The sequence below is a fragment of the Bacillota bacterium genome (genome assembly GCA_013178305.1).
Classification (GTDB): domain Bacteria; phylum Bacillota; class Sulfobacillia; order JABLXB01; family JABLXB01; genus JABLXB01.
In genome coordinates this window covers 49,703-72,898 of the sequence record JABLXB010000003.1, presented here as the reverse complement: position 1 = coordinate 72,898, position 23,196 = coordinate 49,703, and the positions used below count along the sequence as shown (strand labels likewise).

Sequence of the window (23,196 nt, the reverse complement as noted above, 5' to 3'; positions counted from 1 at the left end):
ACTATCGCAGTGCTCTTTCAGCCACCGCCGGCCGCGTCAATCGGCGGCGCTCTTGTTCTCCTTCGGCTTCACCAGTTGCCTGCCCGCCTCGATGATAAGGAACACCGCCAGGATCAGCAGGGCTACCGCAGTCAGGCCGAGGACGTAGTTGGGCTTCTCGGCGAGGAGATTGTTCCTGACCAGCAGCACCAGCCCGGAAACCGTGACCACGAACATGAACAGCATCGGGAACACGGTCGCCTTGTTGTCGCTGCCGATCTTCATGAGCCATACGGACGCCGCCAGCAGCGCGAGGCCCGCGAGGAGCTGGTTCGACGCGCCGAATATCGGCCAGATCGCGCTCCAGCGACCGGAAAGGGCGAGCGTGCCGGCCAGGGCTACAGTCACCAGCGTGGCGACGTGCTTGTTCGCCAGGAACGGGACCTTGTCGCCGAAGAACTCCTCGAACGAGTACCTCGCGAGACGAGTGGCCGTGTCCAGCGAGGTCAGGCAGAACGCGTTCAGCGCCAGCGCCCCGAATGTGGTCCCCAGCGCCACCGGCACCCCGAGGAAGCTCATGAAGTGCCCGATCCCGGCCGCATAGAGCCCTGTCGGGCCGCCCATCTTGGCGAGGCCCTCCGCGTAACCCTGCTGAGTGAGATAGGCGACGGTGCTGAGCGCAAGCAGGGCGACGAGGCCTTCGATGAGCATCGCGCCGTAGCCGATGACCTTGGTGTCCCTCTCATTCGCGACCTGCTTGGCCGTGGTGCCAGACGACACCAGTGAGTGGAACCCTGAGACCGCGCCGCAGGCTACCGTGATGAACAGCATCGGGAAAAGGTAGCCGCCTGCCTTCGTGTAGAAGCTCGTGAACGCGGGGTACTGGATGTTGGGGTGCCCGATGAGCACGCCCGTCACGCCCGCGATGAGGCTGGCGTACAGCAGGAACGAGTTCAAGTAGTCGCGCGGCTGGAGCAGGATCCAGACCGGAAGCACGGAAGCCAGGTACACATAGAACAGAATGAGGTATATCCACGTCGTCTTGTCCAGGACGAACGGGAACTCGACTCCCAGGAACACGCACGTGAACAGAAGGATGACTCCCACGATGGTCGCCGTGCCGAGGCGGACGTTGTACCTGTAGACCGCCATACCAAACCCAACGGCGAGCGCCATAAACAGAATCGACGTGGTCGCCACGGCCGGCACGGCGACGAACGTCTGCATGACGAGGATGGTAAACACGGCGACGACCAGGACGAGCGCGAGGTATGAGAACAGCAGGAACAGCGTCTGGCCGCGTTTTCCGACGTTCCTCAGGATGACCTGCCCGATCGACTTGCCCTCGTGCCTGATCGAGGACACCAGCGCCGCGAAGTCGTGCACGCCTCCCACGAATATGGAGCCGAAGATCACCCACAGCGCGACGGGCACCCACCCAAAGACGGCGGCGGAGACGGGGCCGACGATAGGACCCGCACCGGCGATGGACGCGAAGTGGTGCCCCATAAGTACCGGGGCTTTGGTGGGGACATAGTCCACGCCGTCGTTGATCGTCTGCGCGGGCGTGGGCATGTCACCGTTGCACTTCAGGACCTTCTTTTCGAGATAGTCGCCGTATACCTTGTAGGCAACCACATAGAACGCGAGGCCGACGAAGATAATCCAGGCTACCGACACGAATATCCCTCCCCTGAATGCTGTTTACGGGAATGGAGTGGTCCGGATCTATCAGTTGCCGGCGGCTCTCACCCCCCGGTCGGGCAAGCGGTGGGACGCCTCGTAGGGCCTGGCCGCCCTGTTGTAGTACACCGTCCCGCACTCCAGGTCTACGGCGATGAGGCCCAGATGACACCACCCCCGAAGCCCCATCGAGAAGGACTTCGTGTGGCTGAAGCGCTTCACCCGTGACGCCGCCGCGCCGTCGAGGCCCGAGCAACACACCATGACGCCGTTCAGAACGGTGGACACCCGCTCATCCGACGGCTCGACGAGCGTGTTCACGACGTTCTTGAGGTACTCGCAGAATGAGTCTACGTCGCCGGCCGTGACTCCAGGATCGAACGCCTTCACGACGGCCGTGACGCATGTCTCGAACGCCCAGAGCGTTATCTTCTTCGAGAGGAAGTATTTTTCCGACCGCCGCAGCGACCTGGCGATCAGGTCGACCGGCTTTCCACCCGCGAGCGCGCCGCGACGCACGTCGTAGTACGCTTCGTACCGGGCGGCGAGCATGTCCACGTACTCGTGCCGCGTCAAGGCAATGCCTCCCCTAACGTAAGGATAGAACCGCGGCCTATAGCTGGGGAATGGAATCCGGCCGAACGGTAGGCGGGCGGACCTGAGTCGCAGAAAAACGGGGTTGAACGGAAGCCCCGCTGTAGACGGGCGCACCTACACAAAGCGGAGCAGGTTTCTCCTGCTCCGCTCGACCGGCCCTAGGACTTGTGAGGGTCGGCGCCCATCGTTATCGTGGGCCCGTCACGTTTATGCTCCTTGTGCCTGTTCCTCGTGCGCGGGCTCTTCCAGGGCGGTTTCACGGTCGTCCCGCGGGCATCGCCGGTGCCTCCGGGGCCGCCGGTGTCGCCGCGCTGGATTTCCTCAGCCTCATCATGGATCGCCGCACTGTATGCCTCCTCACCGAGATCCCCCGCCGCCGGGGCCTTCCTCGGCTGGAAGGCATCGTCGATTCGCCTCCTCATCGCACATCCCCCCGGGGTATAGGTTCTCACCCGTTGGGATTGCTTAACCTGTCAGCCGCAGCGTTGGCTGCGGCGTTGGCTGCGATGTTAGCCGCGTCCGGCGCGAACCGCGGCGATGAGCTCCTGGGCCGCGGCGGCGATGAGGTCGTACCTCTCCTCACGAATGGCCTTCGCGTCTACGAGATTTCCGCCGACTCCCAGCGCGAACGCCCCGGCGCGGATGAAATCGGCTGCGTTCCTGGCGCTCACGCCACCCACCGCCACCATCCTGACGTAGGGCAAGGGCGCCTTGACCTGGCGGATGTACTCGGGTCCAAGTATTCCGGCGGGGAATACCTTGACTGCCTGCGCTCCCGCCTGTACGGCCGCAACAATCTCGCTGGGGGTGAACACGCCGGGTATGGCCACCTTGCCGTAGCGCAGCGCTGTTTCGACCACTTCCGGGTTGAAATTGGGCGCGACGATGAACTGCGCGCCGGCCGCCACGGCCTCGCGGGCCGCAGCGGCGTCAAGTACGGTCCCGGCGCCCACGAACACCTTCCCCTCGAGGGCGCGAGACATCCGGCGGATAACACCCGCCGCGTCCTCACTGTCGATCGTGACCTCGAACACCGGCGCACCCGCCGAGGAGAGAGTCTCCGCCACCTTCTCCGCGCGATCCGGCGACAGCCGCCTGATTATCGCGATTACGCCACATTCTCCTACCGCTTTGAGAACTTCGTGGTCGGTCACCTGGTTCATCTCCCTTTTCCCCTGGCGACCTCGGCCGCCAGTTCGGCGGCGCTGGCCGCGTCGGGCGCATAATAGTCGGCACCCGCCTTCCGCGCGAGATCCGCGTTCACCACGGCTCCCCCCGTGAACACCTTCACGGACGGCCTGAGCCCGGACTCCTCGATGGCCTTTATCGTCTTCTCCAACGCGGGCACCGTCGTGGTGAGAAGGGCGGACAGCCCAACCATTTCCGGCCGGTGCTCCCTGATGGCGTCGACGAATTTCTCCGGCGGTACGTCTATGCCGAGATCCACCACTTCGAAGCCGGCGCCTTCGAGCATCATGCCGACGAGGTTCTTGCCGATGTCGTGAAGGTCGCCCTTGACCGTGCCGAGCACGAACTTGCCGAAACTGCCGTGACCACCCGCCGCGAGCAGCGGTTTCAGTACATCGAGGCCCGCGTGCATGGCGCGGGCGGACATCAACACCTCGGGGACGAACATCTCGTTCGCCTTGAACATGGTTCCCACGACCGACATGCCGGCGAGGAGGCCGTCGCCAACGACCCTGTTCGCGGGCACGCCCGCGTCTACGGCCGCCGCGGCGCAAGTCTTCGCCTGCGCCGCATCACCGTCTATGACCGCCTGGGACAGCTGCTTCAACGCTTCCGCCAACAATGCTCCCTCCTCACGAATAGACGGCCGGATTGACGACGTGCTTCGGACGCCTGCCCGCGAGCACGTCCACGATTCCCCCGGCGGCCATCAAGCCCACTTTGTGCGCCGCCTCGCCGGTATGCGCGCCCATGTGCGGGGTAACGATCACGTTGGGCAGGTCGAACAGCGGGCTTTTCCCCGGGGGTTCTTTGAGGAACGCATCCACCGCGGCGCCCGCCAGGCGCTTGTCCCGCAAAGCTTCGAACAGCGCCTCTTCGTCGACTACCTCGCCCCTGGCGGTATTGACCAGGAAGGCGGTCGGCTTCACCAGCGACAGCGTGCGGGCGTTTATCAGGCGCTCCGTCTCGGGGAGGAGCGGGACGTTCAGGGTTATGAAGTCCGCGCGGGAGAGGAGTTCGTCGAGGGAAACAAACGACACCCCGTGCTCCGCGGCAAACGAACGATCGGGCACGACTTCGTAAGCCAGGATGTTCATGTTGAAGCCCCTCGCGCGCACGGCCACGCCCTTTCCTATCCGGCCGAGCCCGACGATGCCGATCGTCTTGCCCCATACTTCGGTCCCGATGAACCTCTTCCACTCGCCTGCGCGGGTCGTCCTGTCGGCGGCGGGGATCTGCCTCGCGAGTGCGAGCATGAGGCCGAAGGTCAGGTCGGCCACCGAATCGGAGTTGCTGCCGGGGGTGTTGGTCACCACGATTCCCCGCTCCGTGGCCGCCTGGACGTCGATGTTGTCCACCCCCACGCCGTTCTTCGCGATCACGCGCAGGTCGCGCCCGGCTTCGATGACCCGCCGGGTAATCCTGTCGTTCCCGTTAACAATGCCCGCCACGCCACCGACTGCGTCGACGAGCTCGTCCTCAGTCATCGGTCGCCCGAGTGTGTTGCGCACGATCTCGCAGCCCGCCTTCTCGAGCATGACGACTGGTTCGGGGGATGTCTGTCCGAATGATAGCGCTGTCACAAGCACTTTGGGTTTCAAGCCTGCTCCTCTCCTCACTGGCCCGGTTTGGTGGACCGCTGCGCGCGACGGCGGCGCCCGGTCCGCGGGCTCAATCCACTGCCCTGCGGCGGAATTCGGCAAGCTCATCGAACTGCGCCGAGACGTTCCTGTACACGTGGATATATATCTCCATCAGGTCCTTGTACCTGCGGTTGTTTTCTTCGCCGGGGACGTACCGCGCCGTTACGGGGGACAGCCGGCGGCTCAGGGCCGCGTAACCCCCGCCGAGCACGGAGTCCATCGCGAGGATCGCCGCGCCGAGCGCCGAGCCCTCGTGTGACGCGGGCACGACGACCTCCCTTCCCAGGACATCGGCGAGCATCTGCAGCCAGGCCTTCGAGCGGGTGAACCCGCCAGTCGCGCGGATCTCGCGCGCGGGTCCGGTGACGTCCTCCATCGCCCGCAACACCTGCGCCATCCTGAAGCAGATGCCCTCCATCGCGGCGCGGGCGATGTGGCGGCGAGTGTGGTCCAGCGAGAGGCCGAACAGCACGCCGCGCGCGTTCGCGTTCCAGTAGGGACATCGCTCGCCGGTCAGGTAGGGCAGGAAAACCAGCCCTCCGGCCCCCAGTGGCACGCTCTCGACCCATTCGTTGATGATCTCGTATACGTCAACCCCACGCTCGGCAGCCTGCCGTCGCTCTTCGGGGGCGAGCTGGTCCCTGAACCAGCGGTAGACGATGCCCCCGTTGTTGATCGCCCCGCCGGCGACCCAGGCGCCGTCGTCAAATCCGTAGCACCACGTGCGCGACTGGGGGTCGACGGCGGGCGCCGGCACGATCACCCGCATGGCGCCGCTCGTGCCGATCATCGCCGCCATCACGCCGGGGTCTACCGCCCCCGACCCGAGGCTCGACAGGGCACCGTCACCCCCGCCTACTACCATGGGGGTCGACGGATCGATGCCCATCGCGGCCGCGACGGCTGGTTCGAGGCGCGGCAGCACGGTTTGCACCCGCACCACCTCGCCGAGCCTCTCGGGCTCCACACCGACCGTATCGAGCACCCTCTCGTCCCAGTCGTAGGTCTGCAGGTTAAGCAGGCCGGACGCGGTGGCGACCGACACATCCACCCAGTACTCCCCGCACAGCCGGTGTACCAGGTAATCCTTGATGCAGGCAAATCGCGAAGCCGCCCTGAATACCTCCGGCATCCTTTCCTTGAGCCACAAGAGTTTCGCTGGCAAGTACATCTGGTGAACAGGACAGCCCGTGCGTTCGTAGAACTCGCGGGCCAGGCCCGCCACCCGCAGGCGTTCGGCCTCCTTCGAGGCGCGCACGTCCGCCCAGGTTATGCAGCGCGTGAGCGGTCTTCCCGCGGCGTCCACCGCGATGAGGCTGTGCCAGTACGTGCCGAGTCCTACGGCGGCCACGTCGCTCGGCCCAAGCCCGGAGCCCGCGACGCATCCGGCCACCGAGGACACCACGGCCTGGAACAGCATCTCGGGATCGTGCTCCGCCCACCCGGGCCGCTCCTGGACGAACGGGTACTCCACCTGCGACCTGCCCAGCACGCGCCCGTCTTCGCCGAACGCCACCGCGCGGCAGCTCGTGGTTCCCACGTCGACCCCGACGAATGCCCGCTTTGCCTCCCGGACGTTCAAGACGACAGCCAGCCCCCGTCGACGCACAGGATGTGGCCCGACAGGTAGTTCGAGGCCCGCGAAGCCAGGAACACCACGGCTCCCTTGAGATCCGCCGGCTCGCCCCAGCGCCCCGCGGGGATCCTGCCGAGTATCTGCTGGCTCCTCACGGGGTCGTTCATGAGCGCGGTGTTGAGGTCCGTCCTCATGTAGCCCGGCGCGATGGCGTTCACGTTAACCCCCTTGCCGGCCCACTCGTTGGCGAGCGCGCGGGTTATCGAAGCGACCGCGCCCTTGCTGGCGGTGTACGAGGGCACCCCCCGCCCGCCCTGGAACGAAAGCATCGACGCGGTGTTGATGATCTTGCCTGAGCCGCGCGCCAGCATGTGCTTCGCCGCGGCCTGCGCCATGAAGAACACGGTGCGCGAGTTCAGGTTCATCACGGCGTCCCAGTCGTCCACCGTGTGCTCGATCGACACCCTGCGCCTCGTCATGCCCGCGTTGTTGACGAGTATGTCGAGCCTGCCGAAATTCGTTATTACGGTGTCCACCGAGGCCACCGCCGCCTCGACGCCGGATAGATCCACGCCGATGGTCAGGCACTTCCTGCCGAGGGACGTGATGTAGCGCGCAACGTCCTTCATTGCCTCTTCTTCTGACGGAAGCGCCGCCAGGGCCACGCCGGCCCCAGCCTCGGCGAGCGCCTCGGCCATGGCCCGCCCGAGCCCGCGGCTTGCGCCGGTCACGTACGCGACCTGCCCGTCCAACTTGAAATCATCGAGAATCACGAGCCCACCCCCATTTTGAATTCCAGGGCAGCCTGGATCATTGCGTCGACGTTCTCAGGCGGGGTCCCCTCCGCCGTGTACCCCCCCGGCGCGAGGATGAGCCCGCCTCCGCGCGCGGCCGCCTCCATCACCCGCCTGGAATGGTCGCGCACGTCGCCCGGAGCGCCGTCCCGCAGCACCTCGACCGGCGGGATGTTGCCCATGAGGCACACCCTGTCGCCGATGCGCTCCCTGGCGGCGGCGATGTCCACCATGTTGCCGAGGTGGAACACCTCGACCCGCGCGGCTGCGATCCCCTCCAGCAGGTGGCTCGCGTTCGCGTCATTGTGATACCACCTGTGTGCCGAAGGGAACTCGTCGTAGATCCTCTCGTACAGCGGGAGTATGAGCGCCCTGAATGTCTTCGGGCTGACGAACGAGGAAATATCGTCGTTTATCAGGATCGTCTTCAGGCCACCGGCCACCTCCGCCTGTGCGCGGAGCCAGGCGAGGACGGTCTCGGTACATATCTCGAGAAGCGCCTTCACGAGGGCCGGGTCCTCGTAGATGTCCGTGCAGAACTGTGTTACGCCCCTCAAAAGCGCCGCCACGCCCCACGGTGAATGCACGGACCCGCACGAGACCGGCACCCCGTCAGGCGCGCGCGACTTCATGTACCGAAGGATCTCGAGAGTCCGCGCCATGAAGCCGTCGTTCCGCGGGTCGGGCACCTTTAGCCGCAGGACGTCGTCAATCCCGTTAACGAACGGCTCGACCCACGGGGTCCCGTCTTCCCCCCACGTGAGTTTCGCCCCGAGCGCGGACGGCTCGTTGACGATACCCGTGTCCGCCCAGAGCGGGGTAAGACCGTAGAACCGCTCCCTCAGCCGCATCTGAGATTCGAACATCACGGCGACGTCCTCGTAATAGGTCTTGAGAGGGACTCCCGCGACGGACGCCACCCACGGGGCGCTGGCGCAGAGGTTGACAGGGACCCTGTCAGGCTGCTTCAACGCGGCGGCCGTTTCGACCCGCCGCTGGTTTGCGGACCCCAGATCGTCAATACCGTCGATTCCGTTGGGACCACCCCTGAACCCGTCCCCCGGTGTCATGCTTCTTCACCCGCCGAAGGGTTCACGATCACCTTGATCGCCCCGCCCTCGCGGCCCGTGAAAACCTCGAAGGCCCTGTGTACCTGGGTAAGCGGGAACCTGTGCGTGATCAGCGGCGCCACCTTGAGCCGCCCGCTACCGACGAGAGGCATCACCCTGCGCAGAGCCCAGCCGCCCTCGGCCTTGCCGCCGGCGACAGTAAGGTTCCACTGCACCACCTGGTCGAGTTTCACCGGCACTTCCTCCTGGTATATGCCCAGGAGTCCGATGCGGCCGCTCTTCCTCACCGCGTCTATGGACTGCCTGGCGGCCCCGGGGCTCCCGGAGCACTCCAACACGAGGTCAGCGCCGCGGCCTCCCGTCGCCGACCTGATGGCCTCGACGGGGTCTGCTTCCTTGCTGTTCACGGTCCTGTCGGCCCCCACCTGGCGGGCCTTCTCCAGGCGTGATTCCCTGGTTCCGACCATGATCACCCGGCCGGCGCCCATTGATTTCGCGAGTTGCACCGCCATCAGGCCGATAGGCCCTGGGCCGAATACCGCCACGGTGGAGCCCGCCTCGACCCCGCCCGCCCTCTCTATCGCGTAGAGCGCCGTCCCGGCGGTGGTCGCAAGTGTACTCTCATCGAACGTGATCCCGTGGGGAATCGGGTGGCACGTATTCACGTGGTTGACCGCATACCCGGCGTACCCGCCGTTGGCGGTAAACCCGTAATGCCTGTGGCCGGTCTCCATCTTCCCGTAGTTGAGACAGGTGGTGTACAGCCCGCGCATGCAGTTCTCGCACTTGCCGCACCCCTTGTGCGGCTCGACGACCACGCGGTCGCCCACGGAGAGCGCCGTGACGCCGGCGCCGGTCTTCACTATGGTCCCCGCGTACTCATGGCCCGGGATGTAGTCGCCGTAGGCCGGTTGGCCGGGCCAGCCGTGCGCCACGATCTTCGGGTCGGTGCCGCATATCGCGCACGACCTCACCTTTATGACGACCTCGTCGGGTCCAGGCGCGGGGACCGCCCTGTTCTCCAGCCGCAGGTCCCCGGGGCCATACAAAACCGCCGCAAGCATGGTGGCAGGGACACTCGCCGTATCACTCATGTATTCCACCCCCGTGTTGCCGGGTCAGGTGCCGAGACTGCCGAAATCGATCTGTACCTTGATGGCCCTGGCCGTATCGGTGGCGACCCTGAACGCCTCCTCGGCCTCGGACATGGTGAACACGTGACTGACCATCTTCCTGACGAACTCCGGCTTCCGCCGAAGGAGGTCGAGCGCGTCGGGGAAGTTCCCCGTCCCCCCGATCGACCCGACGATTTTCAACGCCTTCGTGACGACCGTCCTCATCTCGTACCCGGCCTTCGGCAGGAACCCGATCAGCGCGAGGGACGCGTTGGGCCTTGCGACGCTGAGCGCTGTCGAGAAGCCCGGCTCCGTCCCGGTGGTCTCAACGACCAGATCGTACTGGGCCGCCGCGTACGCGTCGCGGTACGAAGACCCTCCCGCCCCGGTCGCGGGCGCGGCCGCCGGCCCGCCGAGGTCCTCCGGTGTCAGCGCCCGCGCTCCGAGCGACGATGCGACCTCCAGCCTGAACGGCTGAACGTCGAGCACGTCAAGTGAACCCACGACGCCGCGGTCGATCAGGAACATGGTCACGGCCAGCCCGACCGCGCCCGAGCCCATCACCAGCCCGCGCCCAAACAACGGCGCGCCGCACCGGTGCGAACCGCCCGGCGACAATCCCGCCGCAACCCCGGCCACCTCAGCGCTGGGAGTCTCCGCGGCGGCCCAGTCGCCGCCGGCCGCCCGAACCACCCTCTCGCAGGCATGCGCCGCCACCGCGAGCGGCTCGGCCGACGCCAGGAGCCCTGGATCGCAGCCATTCGCCCTGTATGCGTGGGAGGCTTTGACCGTCATGTACTCCCTCGAAGCGCCATCGATCGTGATTCCCGTCTTCTCTATCGAAAGACACAGGTTCCTGTCCGCGGGGCACATCTCGCACGCCCCGCACCACTGGGAGCAGTCACCCGTGACCAGATCTCCAACTTCAAAACCCCGCACTCCCTCACCGAGGCCCTCAACCGCACCTGACCACTCGTGGCCGAAGAACAGCGGGTACCTGTGCGGGCCCCTGTAAGTGCCGTGGTAAAGGTGAACATCCGAACCACAAATCCCTACCCTGTTGACGCGAACGAGCAGTTCGCCCGCCGCAGGCCGCGGCTTCCGAGCAGAAACGAGTTCCAGGTTGCCGGGGCCCTTGACCATCCAGCCCTTCACAAACACCACCCCCGCGGGGTACACGAACCGTACACCGCACAATAGCCGTACAAGAGCGGCCGGGGGTCGCAGCCGTCAAAGGTCGCGGTCAGGCGCCCCGGCCAGCCATGTCCCGGCGCGCCCGGGCAAGAGTACCGGGCGCCGCCGTTCACTACTTCTTCAGGAACTTGTCCACGTTGGACTTGTCAACGACCGCCGTCGGGACGAGTATCCTCTCGGGGATCTTCTCGCCCTTGAAGTACTTGTCCGCCTGCTCCACGCCGATGGCACCCGTGCGGCCCCAGCCCTTGTCGCAGGTCATGAGCATCTTGCCGGCATCGACCGCCTTGCAGGCGTCGGCGTTGGCGTCGAGACCCGAGACGGCGATCTGCCCGGACTTCTTGGCCGCGTCAATCGCCTCGATAGCGCCGAGCGCCATCTCGTCGTTAGCCCCGAACACAACGGTCACGTCGGGGTACCTCTGCAGGAGGTCCTCCATGACCTTCATGGCTTCGGCCCTCTGGAACTTCGCGGTCTGCGAGGTAAGCACCACGATCTCGGGGTAGTTCTTGAGCGCTTCCATCATGCCCTTATGCAGGTCCTCGGCGCTCTGCGAGCCGGGCACGCCGTCGAGAATGATCGCCTTGCCCTTGCCGCCGAGTTTCTTCGCCATCGCGTCGGTGACGCTCCTGGCCGCCTCGACGTTGTCGACGGCGATGAGGGTCACGATCTTGCCGCCCGGGATCGGCGAGCCGAGCAGGAACACCGGAATACCGGCCGCGTTCGCCTTCTCGACGCCGGGCACGATGCCCTTTGTGTCGGCCGGGATGAGGAGTATCGCGTCTACCTTCTTCGCAATCGAGTCCTCAATTGCTCGGAGCTGCTCCTCGTTGTTGTCCGGCTTCGTCGGCGCAAGGGTTGTTACCTTGATGCCCAGCTTGGCTCCCGCCTCTTCAGCGGCTTTCTTGCAGTCCACCCAAACCGGATTGACCAGGTTCTTGACGATCAACACTACCTCGCGCTGCTTGGCCGCGGGCTTCGAGCCCTGGCTGCAGCCTGCGAGTAACGAGGCCATGACCGCCAGGCATACGACTACTAACATTGTGCGCTTGAACACGGAGTATCCCCCTTTCTTGACCTCTCCCACGAATAAGCGTCATGCGGTGCTAGGATTCGGTTGCTTCGGGACTATCCCCCCTCCCGTCAAGCGCGCCAGCGCAGTCAGGCCGCGCGTCTCACACCTTCTCCGGACGTCAGGTTCTTCGAGACCCTGTCCAGGATGATTGCGAGAACGATTACGGCCCCGAGCACGGTTGGCTGCCAGAATTGCGACACACCTAGAAGGTTCATCCCGTTCGACATGAGCGCCAGTATCAGAGCGCCTATCACCGTGTTGGCCACTCCGCCCTCGCCTCCGGTGAACGGGGTGCCCCCGACGAGCGTCGCGGCGATGGACTCCAGGGCGAAGCTCTCGCCGATGACCGGCTCAGCCGCGTTGAGCCTCGAGATGTACAGAAGGCCCACGAATGCCACTATCAACCCGTTTATCATGTAGACAGACTGCACGAGCCTCGCCGACCGGACGCCCGAAATGTCGGCCGCGGCGCGGTTCGCCCCTACGGCGTACACGTTGCGTCCCCACGTGGTCCGGTGCATGAAGAACCACGCGAGGGCGAACACCGTCACCATGAACACCACCGGCATCGGCGCCCCGAGCACGTGGCCGGCCCCGAGGAACCTGAACGCGGGTCCGAACCCGTATGTGATGTGGCCCGCCATGTATACGAGAACCGCCCCGCGCGCCACCCACTGGAGGCCGTAGGTTGCCACGAACGGTGGCAGGTTCACGTGCGCGACCAGCGCACCGTTGAGGGTGCCGCAGAGGAGGCCGATGAGGAGCGCCAGGCCAACCCCCGGCCAGATGGTTGTCATGTTCTTGATAGGTTCGGCGGCCACGCACGACGACAACGCGAGGACCGATCCCACCGACAGGTCGATCCCGCCGGTGACGATCACCATGGTCTGACCAATCCCCAGCATCGTGAGGAGAGCGGCCTGCCGGACGACGTTGAGCAGGTTCTCCCTCGTGAGGAAGTACGGGCTTGCGACTGCGAGCAGGAGAAACACCGCCGCAAAAACGAACACGCGGGACCATTTCTGGATTATGCTCGCCATCTCACACCCGGTCCTTTCGTCTCTGGTTGACCATCACATCAAACGTGATCGCCAGCGTGATCATCGTCCCGATGATCGCCAGCTGCCACGGCGCCGCGAACCCCATGATGTTCAGGCCGTTCTTGAGTACCGTGATCATGGCAACGCCCAGCATGGTCCCCGCAACTCCGCCGCGGCCGCCGGTGAACGGCGTCCCGCCGATGATCACCGCGGCGATCGAGTCGAATTCGTATCCCGAACCCGCGATTGGACTGGCCGAATTCGCCCTCGACGCAGCCAGCACCCCTGCAAACGCCGCAAGTAACGACGATAAGACGTACGCCGACATACGAACGCGGTCCGCAGACACCCCGGAATACCTGGCGACCTGGTCGCTCCCCCCTACCGCGTACAGGTGGGCACCCCATCTGGTGCGGGTGAGCGTGAAATGAAACACCGCGAACACCGCCGCCGCAATTATGACGAGCAGCGGCAGTCCGCCCACGGCGCCCTCCCCGAGGAAGCGGAACGCCTGGCTGAACCCCGGTATGACGGACCCTTCCGTGAGCGCAAGAGGAATCCCGGCGGCCATCCCCATCATTCCGTAAGTCGCGATGAAGTGATGGATCTTCAGGTGCGCGACGAGATAGCCGTTGACGCAGCCGCATGCGAGCCCAACGCAAAGTGCTACCAGTATGGCCGCCGGAATACTCCATCCGCTGTGAAGCAGCAACCCAAGGATAACGCCGCTGAGAGACATCACCGAACCCGCGGACAGGTCGATGCCGGCGGATAATATGGCCAGCGTCATACCCGTGGCGGCGATCGCAAGTATCGATCCCTGCTTGATGATGTTAATGAAGTTGTAGAGCGAGAGGAAGCCGCGCCCCTCGAAACCGAAGAACGCGATCATTGCCGCGAACGCCCACACGACGCCGGGAATCTTCGCGAGGATGAGGCCATTACCGGCCCTGCGTCCCAGTGCTGCCAAGGTACTCATCCCCCTTCCCCATGGCGTAGCTGATCACGACTTCCTGCGTCGCGTCGCCCCGGTTGAGTTCCTTGACTATCCGTCCTTCGCGCATTACGTAGACCCTGTCGCTCATCCCGAGGAGCTCGGGGAGCTCGGAGGAGATCATCAGGATCGCCGCCCCTTCGTGTGTCAGGCGGTCCATGAGGCGGTATATGTCGGCCTTGGCGCCGACGTCTATACCGCGCGTGGGCTCGTCGAACAACAGCACCTGGCAGCCGGAGCACAGCCACTTTGCCAGGACCACCTTCTGCTGCGTCCCGCCGCTCAGGAACTTGGCCTGCTTGTAGACTGACGGAGTGGCAATCCTCAAGTCCTTGACGTAGTTGTTGGCCTGCTCCAGCTCCTTGCGGAAGTTGATGACGCCGAGCGGGAACAGGCGTTTGAGGCTCGCCTGCACGATGTTGTCCTTGACCTGCATTATCAGGGCGAGCCCGTCGACCTTGCGGTCCTCGGGCAGAAGCCCCATGCCCGAGGCCACCGAGCACGCCGGGGAACGGCCCGCGATCCTCGAACCGCAAACGTGCACCTCGCCGCTGTCGACGGGGTCTATCCCAAAAACACCCCTCGCGAGCTCGGTGCGGCCGGACCCTACCAGGCCCGCGAGGCCCACTATCTCGCCGCGCCTTACCACGATGCTGCAGTTCTCAAACCGGCCCTTGCGCGTCAGGAGTTCGACCTTCAGCACCTTCTCGCCGGGTTCCACCGGTTCGCGCGTGTAGAGATTCCTTATCTCCCGCCCCACCATCATGGAGACGAGGGCGTCCATCTTGGCGTCCGCGGCGGGCAGAGTGGCGATGTACTTGCCATCTCGCAACACCGTCACGCGGTCGCCGATCCGGTAGATTTCCTCGAGGCGGTGCGAGATGTAGATGATGCCCACTCCCGCCGCCACCAGGTTCTTGATGACCGAGAACAGGTTCGCTATCTCACGTGAAGTCAGTGCCGCGGTGGGTTCGTCCATTATCAGGATCTTGGCTTTCAGCGAGAGCGCCTTGGCGACCTCGACCATCTGTTGCTGTGCCACACCGAGGTCCTTCACCAGGACCCGCGTGTCCACCGACAGGCCGACCCTGTCGAGGAGGGCCCGCGAGTCCGCGTGCATCTTCGCGTAGTCGATCTTCCCCAGCGGACCTTTGACCTGTTCCCGCCCCAGGAAGATGTTGGACGCAACGTCCCTGTACGGCAGGAGGTTGAATTCCTGGTAGATGATGCTGATACCGAGGTTCTCGGCGTGCTTGGGGTCCCGAAGCCGGACTTGTCGCCCCTCCAGCACGATCTCGCCTGCGTCGGGCTGGTACACGCCGGCGAGGACCTTCATGAGGGTCGATTTCCCCGCGCCGTTCTCCCCAACGAGGACGTGCACCTCGCCCGGATACAGGTCGAAGATGACCTGATCCAGTGCGCGGACCCCCGGGAACTCCTTCACTATACTCTTGAGTTCGAGCAGTGGTTGGCGGGACACGTCTGCGCCCCCATTACGTCGTGTTTGTCAGTATCGCCAGCAGAGCCGGGCGCCGCCGCCCGGCGGCCGCGCCGCGGTAGTCGCTCCAGCGTAACCTCTACTTCAGGAGCATGTTTGAGAGGTACGCGCGCACGCTGGTAACGTGCTCGCTCATGCACCTCTCCGCCTCGTCACCGTCTCGCCTGCGCACGGCCTCGAGTATGCGGCGGTGCTGACCCCTCGACTGGTTCTGCCTGTCGGGGTCGTCCCGCGAGAGGATCGTGAGCCGCGTGACCTGATCCCTCAGGTTGTTCAGGATCTCGTGGAGCCGCTGGTTGCCGCTCTCGGTGTAGAGCATCTCGTGGAAACCCAGGTCGAGCTCGGTGAATCGCCGGAGGTCTCCCTTTTCGAAAGCCTCGTCCATCTCGTCGACCGCCGCCGTCATGCTCTCCAGCGCGGATGGCGACGCGTTCTCGGCCGCCAGCCGCGCAGCCATACCCTCGAGCACCTGGCGGATCTGCATGATGTCGCGCACGTCTTCGAGCGAGATCCTCCGGACGAGAGCCCCCTTGCCCGGGATGAACTCCACCAGGCCGTCCTTCTCTAGCTGCCTCAGCGCCTCCCGCACCGGCGTCCTGCTTACCCCGAGGCTCGCCGCGAGGCTGCGTTCCTGCAGCATCACGCCGGGTTTCAACTGGTTCTCCATTATGGCGGTCTTGATCCGGTCGTAGGCCGTCCTGCCCAGGATCACCGGATGCGCCTGTACGCTACCCCAGTCTGCCATGATTCGTGTCGATCCTCCGTCACTGATGTCCGCAATACGCCTGCCGGCACGCCTCTCAATACGGCGGCCAGGCTATCGTGTACAGGTGCTTCCCACCATTGAGCGGGCCCTTCAGGAACTGGTCGACTTCCTCCTGGCTGAACCGCTGGGTCACCTTCGAAGCCGGCGGGACCTTCCCCGGTGGGAACGTCTTCATGATGTCGTTCACGAGTCTCTCCATGTAGTCGAGCAGCGCCTCGACCCCCGGTTTCGCCTTCTCGGCGCTGGCAAGCGTGGCCTTACCCACGACGCCCTCGGGATTGCCCGCTATCTCGATGGTCCCGGCTCCCGCGTGCGCGTACCACGGAATCGGCCGCTGGTACGCGTTTGCGGCGCTGTCAACGTGGCCGGGGGGCAGGAAACCGTGGAACTGGGTGTCGACCGCGTCTTTCATCTTGATGTACTCGGGGAAAAGCGCGAGCGAGAACGATGTCTCGCACTCGTCGGCGTGGACGAACGGGGTCTCGAACGGCCCACCGTGCGCCTTGTCCTTCACGAACTGCGGGATCGCGTAATACCAGTTGAGGTTGATGATGAGGCTCGGGACCTGGAACCGGCGCGCGAACCTGTGGATCGCGGTCGGGATGACGTATTCCTGCCCGTGCCCGTTGAGCAGGATCTGCTTGCGGAATCCGGCGTTCCAGAACCCCGCGATGATGCTCGACAGGTAGGCCGTGAACGTGTCCTCGTCGACGGGGACAGTGCCCGGCATCCCGATGTGATGGTACGGGTGCGTCCCGAACCATACGGGTTGCGACACAGTGCACCCGGTGCGCTGCGCAACGGCTTCGGCCATCCTGGTGACGAGGAACGTGTCCTCCCCATAACAAGCGTGTGGACCGTGCGCCTCGGTGCTCCCAATGGGGATGATGAGCAGGTCGCACCTATTCAGCCGCTCGGCGACCTCATTCATGGTCATGTTCTGAAAGTAAATGCCCGAAGGGCTATCCAGGTGCCCGCTTTTCGGGGGTATCTCCCAACGCTCGTCGCTCATTCCGTCGCCCTCCCGCTTTCTCGTGTTCGTTCGTGAATTCTGGTACAATGCTGGTATACCAGCTTCATACCATGGCTTTCTACGCGCGCTGTCGGGATTCCTTCCCACTCGCACCCCCGAAGCGCGGCAAATTTCCTCGCGGGCGGCGAGAAGCCGCTTGAATCCTGCGCGCCGTAACCCTAGACTGAGACCAGGTTGTATTTTGGAGGAGTCCACATGAAGTTCTCGGGTTACAGGCGGCCCGACGGCCGCGCCGGAGTCAGGAACCACGTTCTGATTCTCCCGACGGTGTCGTGCTCGTGCCGCGCCGCGGCGGGGATCGCTTCGCTCGTGCGCGGGTGCGTGACGTTCAGCCACCAGCACGGTTGCGCGCAGGTCGGAGCCGACAAGGAGCAGACATTCCGGACCCTGGTGGGTCTCGGGGCCCACCCGAACGTGTACGGAACGATCGTGGTCGGCCTGGGTTGCGAGGTCATCGAACCGGAAGCGGTCCGCGATGCCATACGCGACCATGGGAAGCCCGTGCAGATGATAACGGTCCAGGAGGCCGGAGGCACGATCGAGGCCATCGCCCGGGGCGCTCGACTTGCCGCCGAGATGGCCATCGAGGCGTCGACGGCGAGACGGGCGGAGTGCCCGGTGTCCGACCTGATCCTCGGGACCGAGTGCGGCGGGTCCGACGCCTGCTCCGGCCTTTCAGCCAACCCCGCGCTGGGCCACGCGTGCGATGCCCTGTCGGAGCACGGCGCGACGATAATCCTGGCCGAGACCACCGAGCTCATCGGCGCCGAGCACCTCCTCGCGCAGCGGGCGTGCACGCCATCAGTGGCGGGCAGGTGCGTCGAGATAGTCAAGCGGATCGAGGACGGCGCGTTCAAGATGGGGGTCGACATGCGCGGGACACAGCCCAGCCCGGGGAACATCCGCGGCGGCATCACCACCATAGAAGAGAAGTCCCTCGGCTGCATACACAAGGCCGGCAAGGGGCCGGTGAACGAGGTGATAGAGTACGCCGGACGCCCGACCCGAAAAGGCATCGTCGTTATGGACACCCCCGGCATGGACGTCGACCAGCTCGTCGGGATGGTGGCAGGGGGCGCGCAGATAGTAGTCTTCACCACGGGTCGCGGCAACCCACTCGGCTCCCCTATTGTGCCCGTGATCAAGGTCGCGAGCAATTCGGGCACGTTTAGCGGGATGCGCGATAACATGGACATTAACGCCGGAACGATCGTCGAGGGGCCGGAGACCGTCGCCTCCGTCGGAGACGCCATCGCCAGGGAAGTGCTCGCGGTGTGCGACGGGAAGCTCACGCGCTCCGAGGTCCTGGGGCACGACGAGTTCGGGATATACAGGATCGGGCCGACGCTCTGAGGTACACCGGCCCGCCACGCGCGCACTTCAGATCGTGCCTCCGGTAGCCGGCGCGGCGGGCCCGTCGCCCCCCATATTCCCCCACATCTGGCATCTTCGCCGCAGGTAGGAACCATTTATAAAATCTTGATTAAACTGGTTGATCCTGCAGTCCCACCGTGGTATATATGTGTTGTGTTGCTACCGACCGGCCGGTCGGTTGGTGAAAACGCCTTCCCCCCTTCAGACCTGGCGGGCCGTCCCCCGTATGGAATTGCTGGAAAGGTCGATCAAGGAGGTAGTGCGAGTGAAGCGGTTGACATCAAAGCTGGTGTGGATATTGATCGCGGCCGTCATAGTTGCCGTTGCGGGATTCAGGATCACCCAGCAAAGGAACTCCGGCAAGGTGGCCAGGACGGAGGAAGTCGCCCAGGTCGTCGAGGCGATCCGCGTGGGTCGCGTCACTATTGAGGAGAGACTCGAGATGGGCGGCAACGTGGCGCCGGGTTCGGAAGTGCAGGTCACCAGCAAAATCCCCGGCAGGGTCGTGCGAGTCCTGGCGTCCGTGGGCAAGAAGGTTGCCGCCGGAGAGCCATTACTCGAGATAGACAGCGCGGAGTTCGCTTCGCTGCGCGCAGCCCTGACTCAGGCGGAGATCAACCTCTCGGACGCGAAGCTGAGCTTCCAGAGGTTCGACACCCTGTACAAACAGCAGGCGATATCGAGACAGCAATGGGAAGCCGCCCAGAACAGGGTCAACCTGTCGGAGGCGCAGTATCGCGCGGCAAAGGAACAACTCAGCCAGGCGGGAGGAGTCGCCGGCGGCCCGAACGGCGAGCGCCTGGTGCTCACGGCGCCTCAGGCAGGCACCGTGTCCCGCGCAGCCGTGGACCCGGGGAATCTCGTCTCGCCCGGGGCCCCGCTCGTGACGATAGTCGATATTCGCACCGTGTTCGTTGAGATAGGAGTCCCGGAGAGGGCAGTCAACAAAGTCCAGCCCGGGGCGGAGGTCAACATCCGCATCGACGCAGTCGGGATCACCCGCAAGGGCCGCGTTGACAGCGTCGGGCCAAGTCCTGACTCACGGACGAAAGCGTACCCGGTAAAGATCGAGATCGACAACCCGAGTGAGGACCTGAAGCCGGGCATGTTCGCGCGCGTCGCGCTGTCTCTTGGCAAGAAAGAGGGCGTTCTCGCCTTGCCGAAGGACTGCGTGGTCGAACGGGTGGGCAGGCAGGTGGTCTACGTCGTCATGCCGGGAACCCCTTCGAAGGCTCAAGAGCGCACGGTGACCACCGGTCTGTTCAACGGGACCATGGTGGAGATCGTCGGCGGCCTGTCCGACGACGAGCTGGTCGTCAGCAGCGGCCAGCACCTGCTTGCGGACGGCGCGCCGGTATCCGTGAAGGCGCCGGGCGACAAGGGCACGACCGGGGGAGGTAGCAAAGCGCAATGAAATGGCTCGCGCAGGCGTCGGCCGGAAGGCCCGTCGCCATGACAATGCTCATACTGGTGCTCGTGGTGTTCGGGGCGTTCTCGTTCCAGAGGCTCGACGTCGACCTGTTCCCGAAGATCGAGTTCCCCACCGTTGCGGTAATCACGGGCTACCAGGGCGCAGGTCCGGCGGAGATCGAGCGGCTCGTCTCAAATCCGATCGAGCAGGCGCTCTCCACCGTGAGCAACGCCAAGAAGGTCCGGTCTACCAGCCGGGAAGGGTCCTCGATCGTCATGGTCGAGTTCGAATACGGCACCGACATGGACTACGCCGCCCTCCAGGTGAGAGAGAAGGCGGAGCAGACCAAGTCGAGACTGCCGAAGGACGCCGACGCCCCGATGGTATTCAAGTTCGACATGGGGTCCATGCCCATCATGTACATGGGCATGGGCGGCAATCAGGACCCCGTGACCCTGAGGAAACTCGCCGAGGACGCCGTGAAGCCGGCCCTTGAGAGGATCCCGGGCGTGGCCGCGGTGGACGTCACCGGAGGCAACAAGGAAGAAATCCGCGTCACTCTCGACCAGGAGATGCTCAACCACCACGGGCTCACGTTCGACGACGTCGCGCGATCACTGACGGCAGAAAACGTTAACATGCCGGGTGGCAGCGCCGAATCCGGCAGGTCGGTTTACACCGTCAGGACGCTCGGCGAGTTCAAGTCGGTGGAGGAAATCGGCAACGTGATAGTCGGCTCTGCGAGGGGCGCCGCCGTGAACCTTCGCGACGTCGCACGGGTGGAGCGCACGGTGGAAGAGGTCAAGCAGTACTCCCGGATGAACCAGAAGTCCAGCGTGGGTATACAGATCAGGAAACAGAGCGGCTCGAGCACAGTCACGGTATCGAAGCTGGTCACCGAGGAGGTCAAGCGCCTCTCGAGGAGGCTCCCCGAGGGGACGGAGATCAAGACCGTCTACGACCAGGCCAAGTATACTCAGCGATCGATAAACGACGTCTACAGCAACGCATACGGGGGCGCGCTGCTGGCGGTGGTCGTGCTGTACGTGTTCCTGCAGAGTCTCAGGCACACCCTCGTCATCGGTGTATCCATCCCGATTTCGATAATCGCCACGTTCCTCATGATGTATGTCGGCAAGCTGACGATCAACATGATGTCCCTCGGCGGCCTCGCGATGGGCGTCGGGATGATGGTCGATAACTCCATCGTGGTGCTCGAGAACATCTACAGGTACGCGGAGGAGGGCCACGACCCCTGGACTTCCGCTGTGGAAGGAACCGTGGAGGTGGGCGGCGCGATATGGGGTTCGACCCTCACCAACATCGCGGTGTTCCTCCCCATCCTGTTCGTCAAGGGCATCACAGGCCAGTTCTTCAGGGAACTCGCGCTCACCGTGACGTTTTCCCTGCTGGCCTCGCTGCTCGTGGCTGTGACCGTAGTCCCGATGGTTTGCTACAGGATGCTCCTCGTCTCCGGCGGGCAGACGCGCGAGGCTCAGAGCGGGCGCGCCGCGCGGGTCCTGGGCTGGATTCACAGGTGGACGAACGAGGCGATCCCCGGCGTCTACAGGCGCTGGCTCGTATGGGCGCTGGACCGCAGGGGCCTGGTGGTTGCTATGGCGGTGGTGTGCGTGCTCCTGACGGTGGCAGCGTTCCCGTTCGTCGGGAAGCAGTTCATGCCAGACTCCGACGAGGGTCAGTTCAGCGTGAACGTCGAGATGCCGGCGGGGACTTCGCTGAGCCAGACCGACGCGATCGTAAGCGCCATCGAAAAGGAACTGGCTTCGGTCGAGGAAGTCGAGGCAATATTCGCAACATCGGGTTCAGGCGGGCGGTTCGGCGGCGGCGGGACACACATGGGTTCGGTCGACGTGCAGCTCGTGCCGAAAGCCGGGAGGAAGAGATCGACGGCCCAGGTCATGGAGGCCCTGCGGCGGAAGACCTCGCAGATTGCGGGGGCCAAGATCCGCATCGACGCGGGTGGGTTCATGTCCATGGGTGGCGGCGGGTCACCGGTCTCCGTACGCCTGGCGGGCCGCGACTTCAAGATACTCGAAGAGGCAGCCGCCGGTGTGGCGCAGATTATAGCCTCGGTGCCGGGTACGAGGGATGTCAGGACTTCCATCGAGGCGAGGCTCCCGGAAGCGCAGGTGTTCGTCGACCGGGACAGGGCGACCGATCTGGGCTTGAGCACTTACCAGGTGGCGAGCGCGATCAGGACCGCGTTGACCGGCCAGGTCTCGACGAACTTCCGCATAGGCGGCGACGAGATAGCGGTCAGGTTGCGCCTGCCGGAGTCACAGAGGAAGCAGCTGGAGGATCTCAGTAACCTGAAGATCCCGACTCCGTCAGGTGGGGCGATCATGCTGCAGGACGTGGCGACGGTTACGCTGAGCGCCGGTCCTATCTCGATAAGCCGCGAGAACCAGTCGAGAATAGTGACGGTCAACTCCCGCATAGCGGGCCGCGACCTGTCCAGCGTACTGAACGACGTCTCGGCCAGGATGAGGACGTTCACGCTGCCGCCGGGGTACTCGTGGGAGTTCAGCGGCGAGGGCCAGAGTATGGCCGAGTCGTTCCGCGACCTGGGGCAGGCGCTGCTCCTCGCGGTCCTGATCATATACATGCTACTTGCGGCGCAGTTTGAAAGCCTGCTGCAGCCGCTGGTGATCATGTTCACCGTACCGCTCTCGGCGCTCGGCGCGATCTGGGGGCTGTTCCTTACGGGACGCAGCATCAGCATCGTGTCGTACACGGGGTTCATCCTGCTCGTAGGCATCGTGGTCAACAACGCCATCGTGCTCATCGAGTACGTGAACATCCTCAGGCGCCGCGACGGGATGTCAATGAGGGAAGCACTGCTCAAGGCGGGCCCCAACAGGTTGCGGCCCATCCTCATGACGAGCCTCACTACCATCCTCGGGCTCGTGCCCCTGGCCCTGGGCATTGGTGAAAGCGCGGAGACACAGGCGCCCCTCTCGACGGTCATCGCGGCGGGTCTGGCCACGTCAACCGTGCTGACGCTGATCGTCATTCCGGTGGCGTACGACCTGGTCGAGCGGCTGTCGGATTGGATCACCGCCAGGGTATACGGCAAGAACCGCCACAAGCCGGTCGCGGAGCGCAGCGCGCAACCGGCCCTCGGCGAAGCGGGGGGTAAGTGATA

General features: G+C 64.7%; 20 protein-coding genes. 3 read left to right on the top strand and 17 right to left on the bottom strand.

Features of this window, described 5'->3' with window-relative positions:
- Positions 1-36 precede the first annotated feature (36 nt).
- The 17 genes from HPY55_08070 to HPY55_07990 all read right to left on the bottom strand — a co-directional run bounded on the left by HPY55_08070 (position 37) and on the right by HPY55_07990 (position 17,224).
- Positions 37-1,659 (bottom strand): carbon starvation protein A, encoded by a 1,623-nt coding sequence (locus HPY55_08070; GenBank protein NPV70583.1) that lies wholly within the window; start codon positions 1,657-1,659, stop codon positions 37-39.
- A 51-nt stretch (positions 1,660-1,710) separates the two neighbouring features.
- Complete coding sequence (locus HPY55_08065; protein ID NPV70582.1) at positions 1,711-2,238, bottom strand: hypothetical protein; 528 nt, start codon at positions 2,236-2,238, stop codon at positions 1,711-1,713.
- Positions 2,239-2,417: 179 nt separating this feature from the next.
- Positions 2,418-2,681, bottom strand: a complete 264-nt coding sequence (locus HPY55_08060) for a hypothetical protein (GenBank protein ID NPV70581.1) — start codon at positions 2,679-2,681, stop codon at positions 2,418-2,420.
- Between the two features lie 87 nt (positions 2,682-2,768).
- Positions 2,769-3,422 (bottom strand): bifunctional 4-hydroxy-2-oxoglutarate aldolase/2-dehydro-3-deoxy-phosphogluconate aldolase, encoded by a 654-nt coding sequence (locus HPY55_08055; protein ID NPV70580.1) that lies wholly within the window; start codon positions 3,420-3,422, stop codon positions 2,769-2,771.
- Positions 3,419-4,066: a corrinoid protein gene (locus tag HPY55_08050; protein NPV70579.1), complete on the bottom strand. Its 648-nt coding sequence runs from the start codon at positions 4,064-4,066 to the stop codon at positions 3,419-3,421. The genes HPY55_08055 and HPY55_08050 overlap by 4 nt, the downstream gene beginning before the upstream one ends.
- A 13-nt stretch (positions 4,067-4,079) precedes the next feature.
- Complete coding sequence (locus tag HPY55_08045) at positions 4,080-5,156, bottom strand: phosphoglycerate dehydrogenase (protein NPV70578.1); 1,077 nt, start codon at positions 5,154-5,156, stop codon at positions 4,080-4,082.
- On the bottom strand, positions 5,119-6,672 hold the full coding sequence (locus HPY55_08040) for a gluconokinase (protein ID NPV70577.1): 1,554 nt from the start codon (positions 6,670-6,672) through the stop codon (positions 5,119-5,121). Before HPY55_08040 ends, HPY55_08045 begins: the two co-directional genes overlap by 38 nt.
- The gene (locus HPY55_08035) at positions 6,669-7,439 is read right to left on the bottom strand and encodes a glucose 1-dehydrogenase (GenBank protein ID NPV70576.1); all 771 of its coding nucleotides are present in this window, start codon (positions 7,437-7,439) and stop codon (positions 6,669-6,671) included. Before HPY55_08035 ends, HPY55_08040 begins: the two co-directional genes overlap by 4 nt.
- A complete protein-coding gene (locus HPY55_08030) occupies positions 7,436-8,530 on the bottom strand; it encodes a hypothetical protein (GenBank protein NPV70575.1) in 1,095 nt (364 codons plus the stop codon). The genes HPY55_08035 and HPY55_08030 overlap by 4 nt, the downstream gene beginning before the upstream one ends.
- Entirely contained in the window at positions 8,527-9,624 is a 1,098-nt protein-coding gene (locus HPY55_08025; GenBank protein ID NPV70574.1) for a zinc-binding dehydrogenase, read from the bottom strand. Before HPY55_08025 ends, HPY55_08030 begins: the two co-directional genes overlap by 4 nt.
- Positions 9,625-9,648: 24 nt before the next feature.
- Positions 9,649-10,800: an alcohol dehydrogenase catalytic domain-containing protein gene (locus HPY55_08020; protein NPV70573.1), complete on the bottom strand. Its 1,152-nt coding sequence runs from the start codon at positions 10,798-10,800 to the stop codon at positions 9,649-9,651.
- A 151-nt stretch (positions 10,801-10,951) separates the two neighbouring features.
- Positions 10,952-11,896, bottom strand: coding sequence for a sugar ABC transporter substrate-binding protein (locus HPY55_08015; protein ID NPV70572.1), 945 nt, complete (start codon positions 11,894-11,896; stop codon positions 10,952-10,954).
- A 104-nt stretch (positions 11,897-12,000) separates the two neighbouring features.
- Entirely contained in the window at positions 12,001-12,954 is a 954-nt protein-coding gene (locus HPY55_08010; protein NPV70571.1) for an ABC transporter permease, read from the bottom strand.
- Position 12,955: 1 nt separating this feature from the next.
- Positions 12,956-13,924, bottom strand: coding sequence for an ABC transporter permease (locus HPY55_08005; protein ID NPV70570.1), 969 nt, complete (start codon positions 13,922-13,924; stop codon positions 12,956-12,958).
- A complete protein-coding gene (locus HPY55_08000; protein ID NPV70569.1) occupies positions 13,896-15,428 on the bottom strand; it encodes a sugar ABC transporter ATP-binding protein in 1,533 nt (510 codons plus the stop codon). The genes HPY55_08005 and HPY55_08000 overlap by 29 nt, the downstream gene beginning before the upstream one ends.
- Before the next feature lie 97 nt (positions 15,429-15,525).
- On the bottom strand, positions 15,526-16,191 hold the full coding sequence (locus HPY55_07995) for a GntR family transcriptional regulator (protein NPV70568.1): 666 nt from the start codon (positions 16,189-16,191) through the stop codon (positions 15,526-15,528).
- Between the two features lie 55 nt (positions 16,192-16,246).
- On the bottom strand, positions 16,247-17,224 hold the full coding sequence (locus HPY55_07990) for a creatininase family protein (protein ID NPV70567.1): 978 nt from the start codon (positions 17,222-17,224) through the stop codon (positions 16,247-16,249).
- 216 nt (positions 17,225-17,440) lie between these two features.
- Between HPY55_07990 and HPY55_07985 the strand changes: the two genes are divergently transcribed.
- From HPY55_07985 to HPY55_07975, 3 genes are all read left to right on the top strand, one after another.
- Entirely contained in the window at positions 17,441-18,598 is a 1,158-nt protein-coding gene (locus tag HPY55_07985) for a UxaA family hydrolase (GenBank protein NPV70566.1), read from the top strand.
- Positions 18,599-18,884: 286 nt separating this feature from the next.
- A complete protein-coding gene (locus HPY55_07980; protein NPV70565.1) occupies positions 18,885-20,033 on the top strand; it encodes an efflux RND transporter periplasmic adaptor subunit in 1,149 nt (382 codons plus the stop codon).
- A complete protein-coding gene (locus tag HPY55_07975) occupies positions 20,030-23,194 on the top strand; it encodes an efflux RND transporter permease subunit (GenBank protein NPV70564.1) in 3,165 nt (1,054 codons plus the stop codon). The genes HPY55_07980 and HPY55_07975 overlap by 4 nt, the downstream gene beginning before the upstream one ends.
- Positions 23,195-23,196: the final 2 nt, after the last annotated feature.

Bases quoted from the DNA above. Each gene is read 5' to 3' on its own strand.
- HPY55_08060 (NPV70581.1), bottom strand. From the start codon at position 2,681: ATGAGGAGGCGAATCGACGATGCCTTCCAGCCGAGGAAGGCCCCGGCG.
- HPY55_08055 (NPV70580.1), bottom strand. From the start codon at position 3,422: ATGAACCAGGTGACCGACCACGAAGTTCTCAAAGCGGTAGGAGAATGT.
- HPY55_08045 (NPV70578.1), bottom strand. From the start codon at position 5,156: ATGAGCTTGCCGAATTCCGCCGCAGGGCAGTGGATTGAGCCCGCGGAC.
- HPY55_08030 (NPV70575.1), bottom strand. From the start codon at position 8,530: ATGACACCGGGGGACGGGTTCAGGGGTGGTCCCAACGGAATCGACGGT.
- HPY55_08025 (NPV70574.1), bottom strand. From the start codon at position 9,624: ATGAGTGATACGGCGAGTGTCCCTGCCACCATGCTTGCGGCGGTTTTG.
- HPY55_08010 (NPV70571.1), bottom strand. From the start codon at position 12,954: ATGGCGAGCATAATCCAGAAATGGTCCCGCGTGTTCGTTTTTGCGGCG.
- HPY55_07995 (NPV70568.1), bottom strand. From the start codon at position 16,191: ATGGCAGACTGGGGTAGCGTACAGGCGCATCCGGTGATCCTGGGCAGG.
- HPY55_07990 (NPV70567.1), bottom strand. From the start codon at position 17,224: ATGAGCGACGAGCGTTGGGAGATACCCCCGAAAAGCGGGCACCTGGAT.
- HPY55_07985 (NPV70566.1), top strand. From the start codon at position 17,441: ATGAAGTTCTCGGGTTACAGGCGGCCCGACGGCCGCGCCGGAGTCAGG.
- HPY55_07975 (NPV70564.1), top strand. From the start codon at position 20,030: ATGAAATGGCTCGCGCAGGCGTCGGCCGGAAGGCCCGTCGCCATGACA.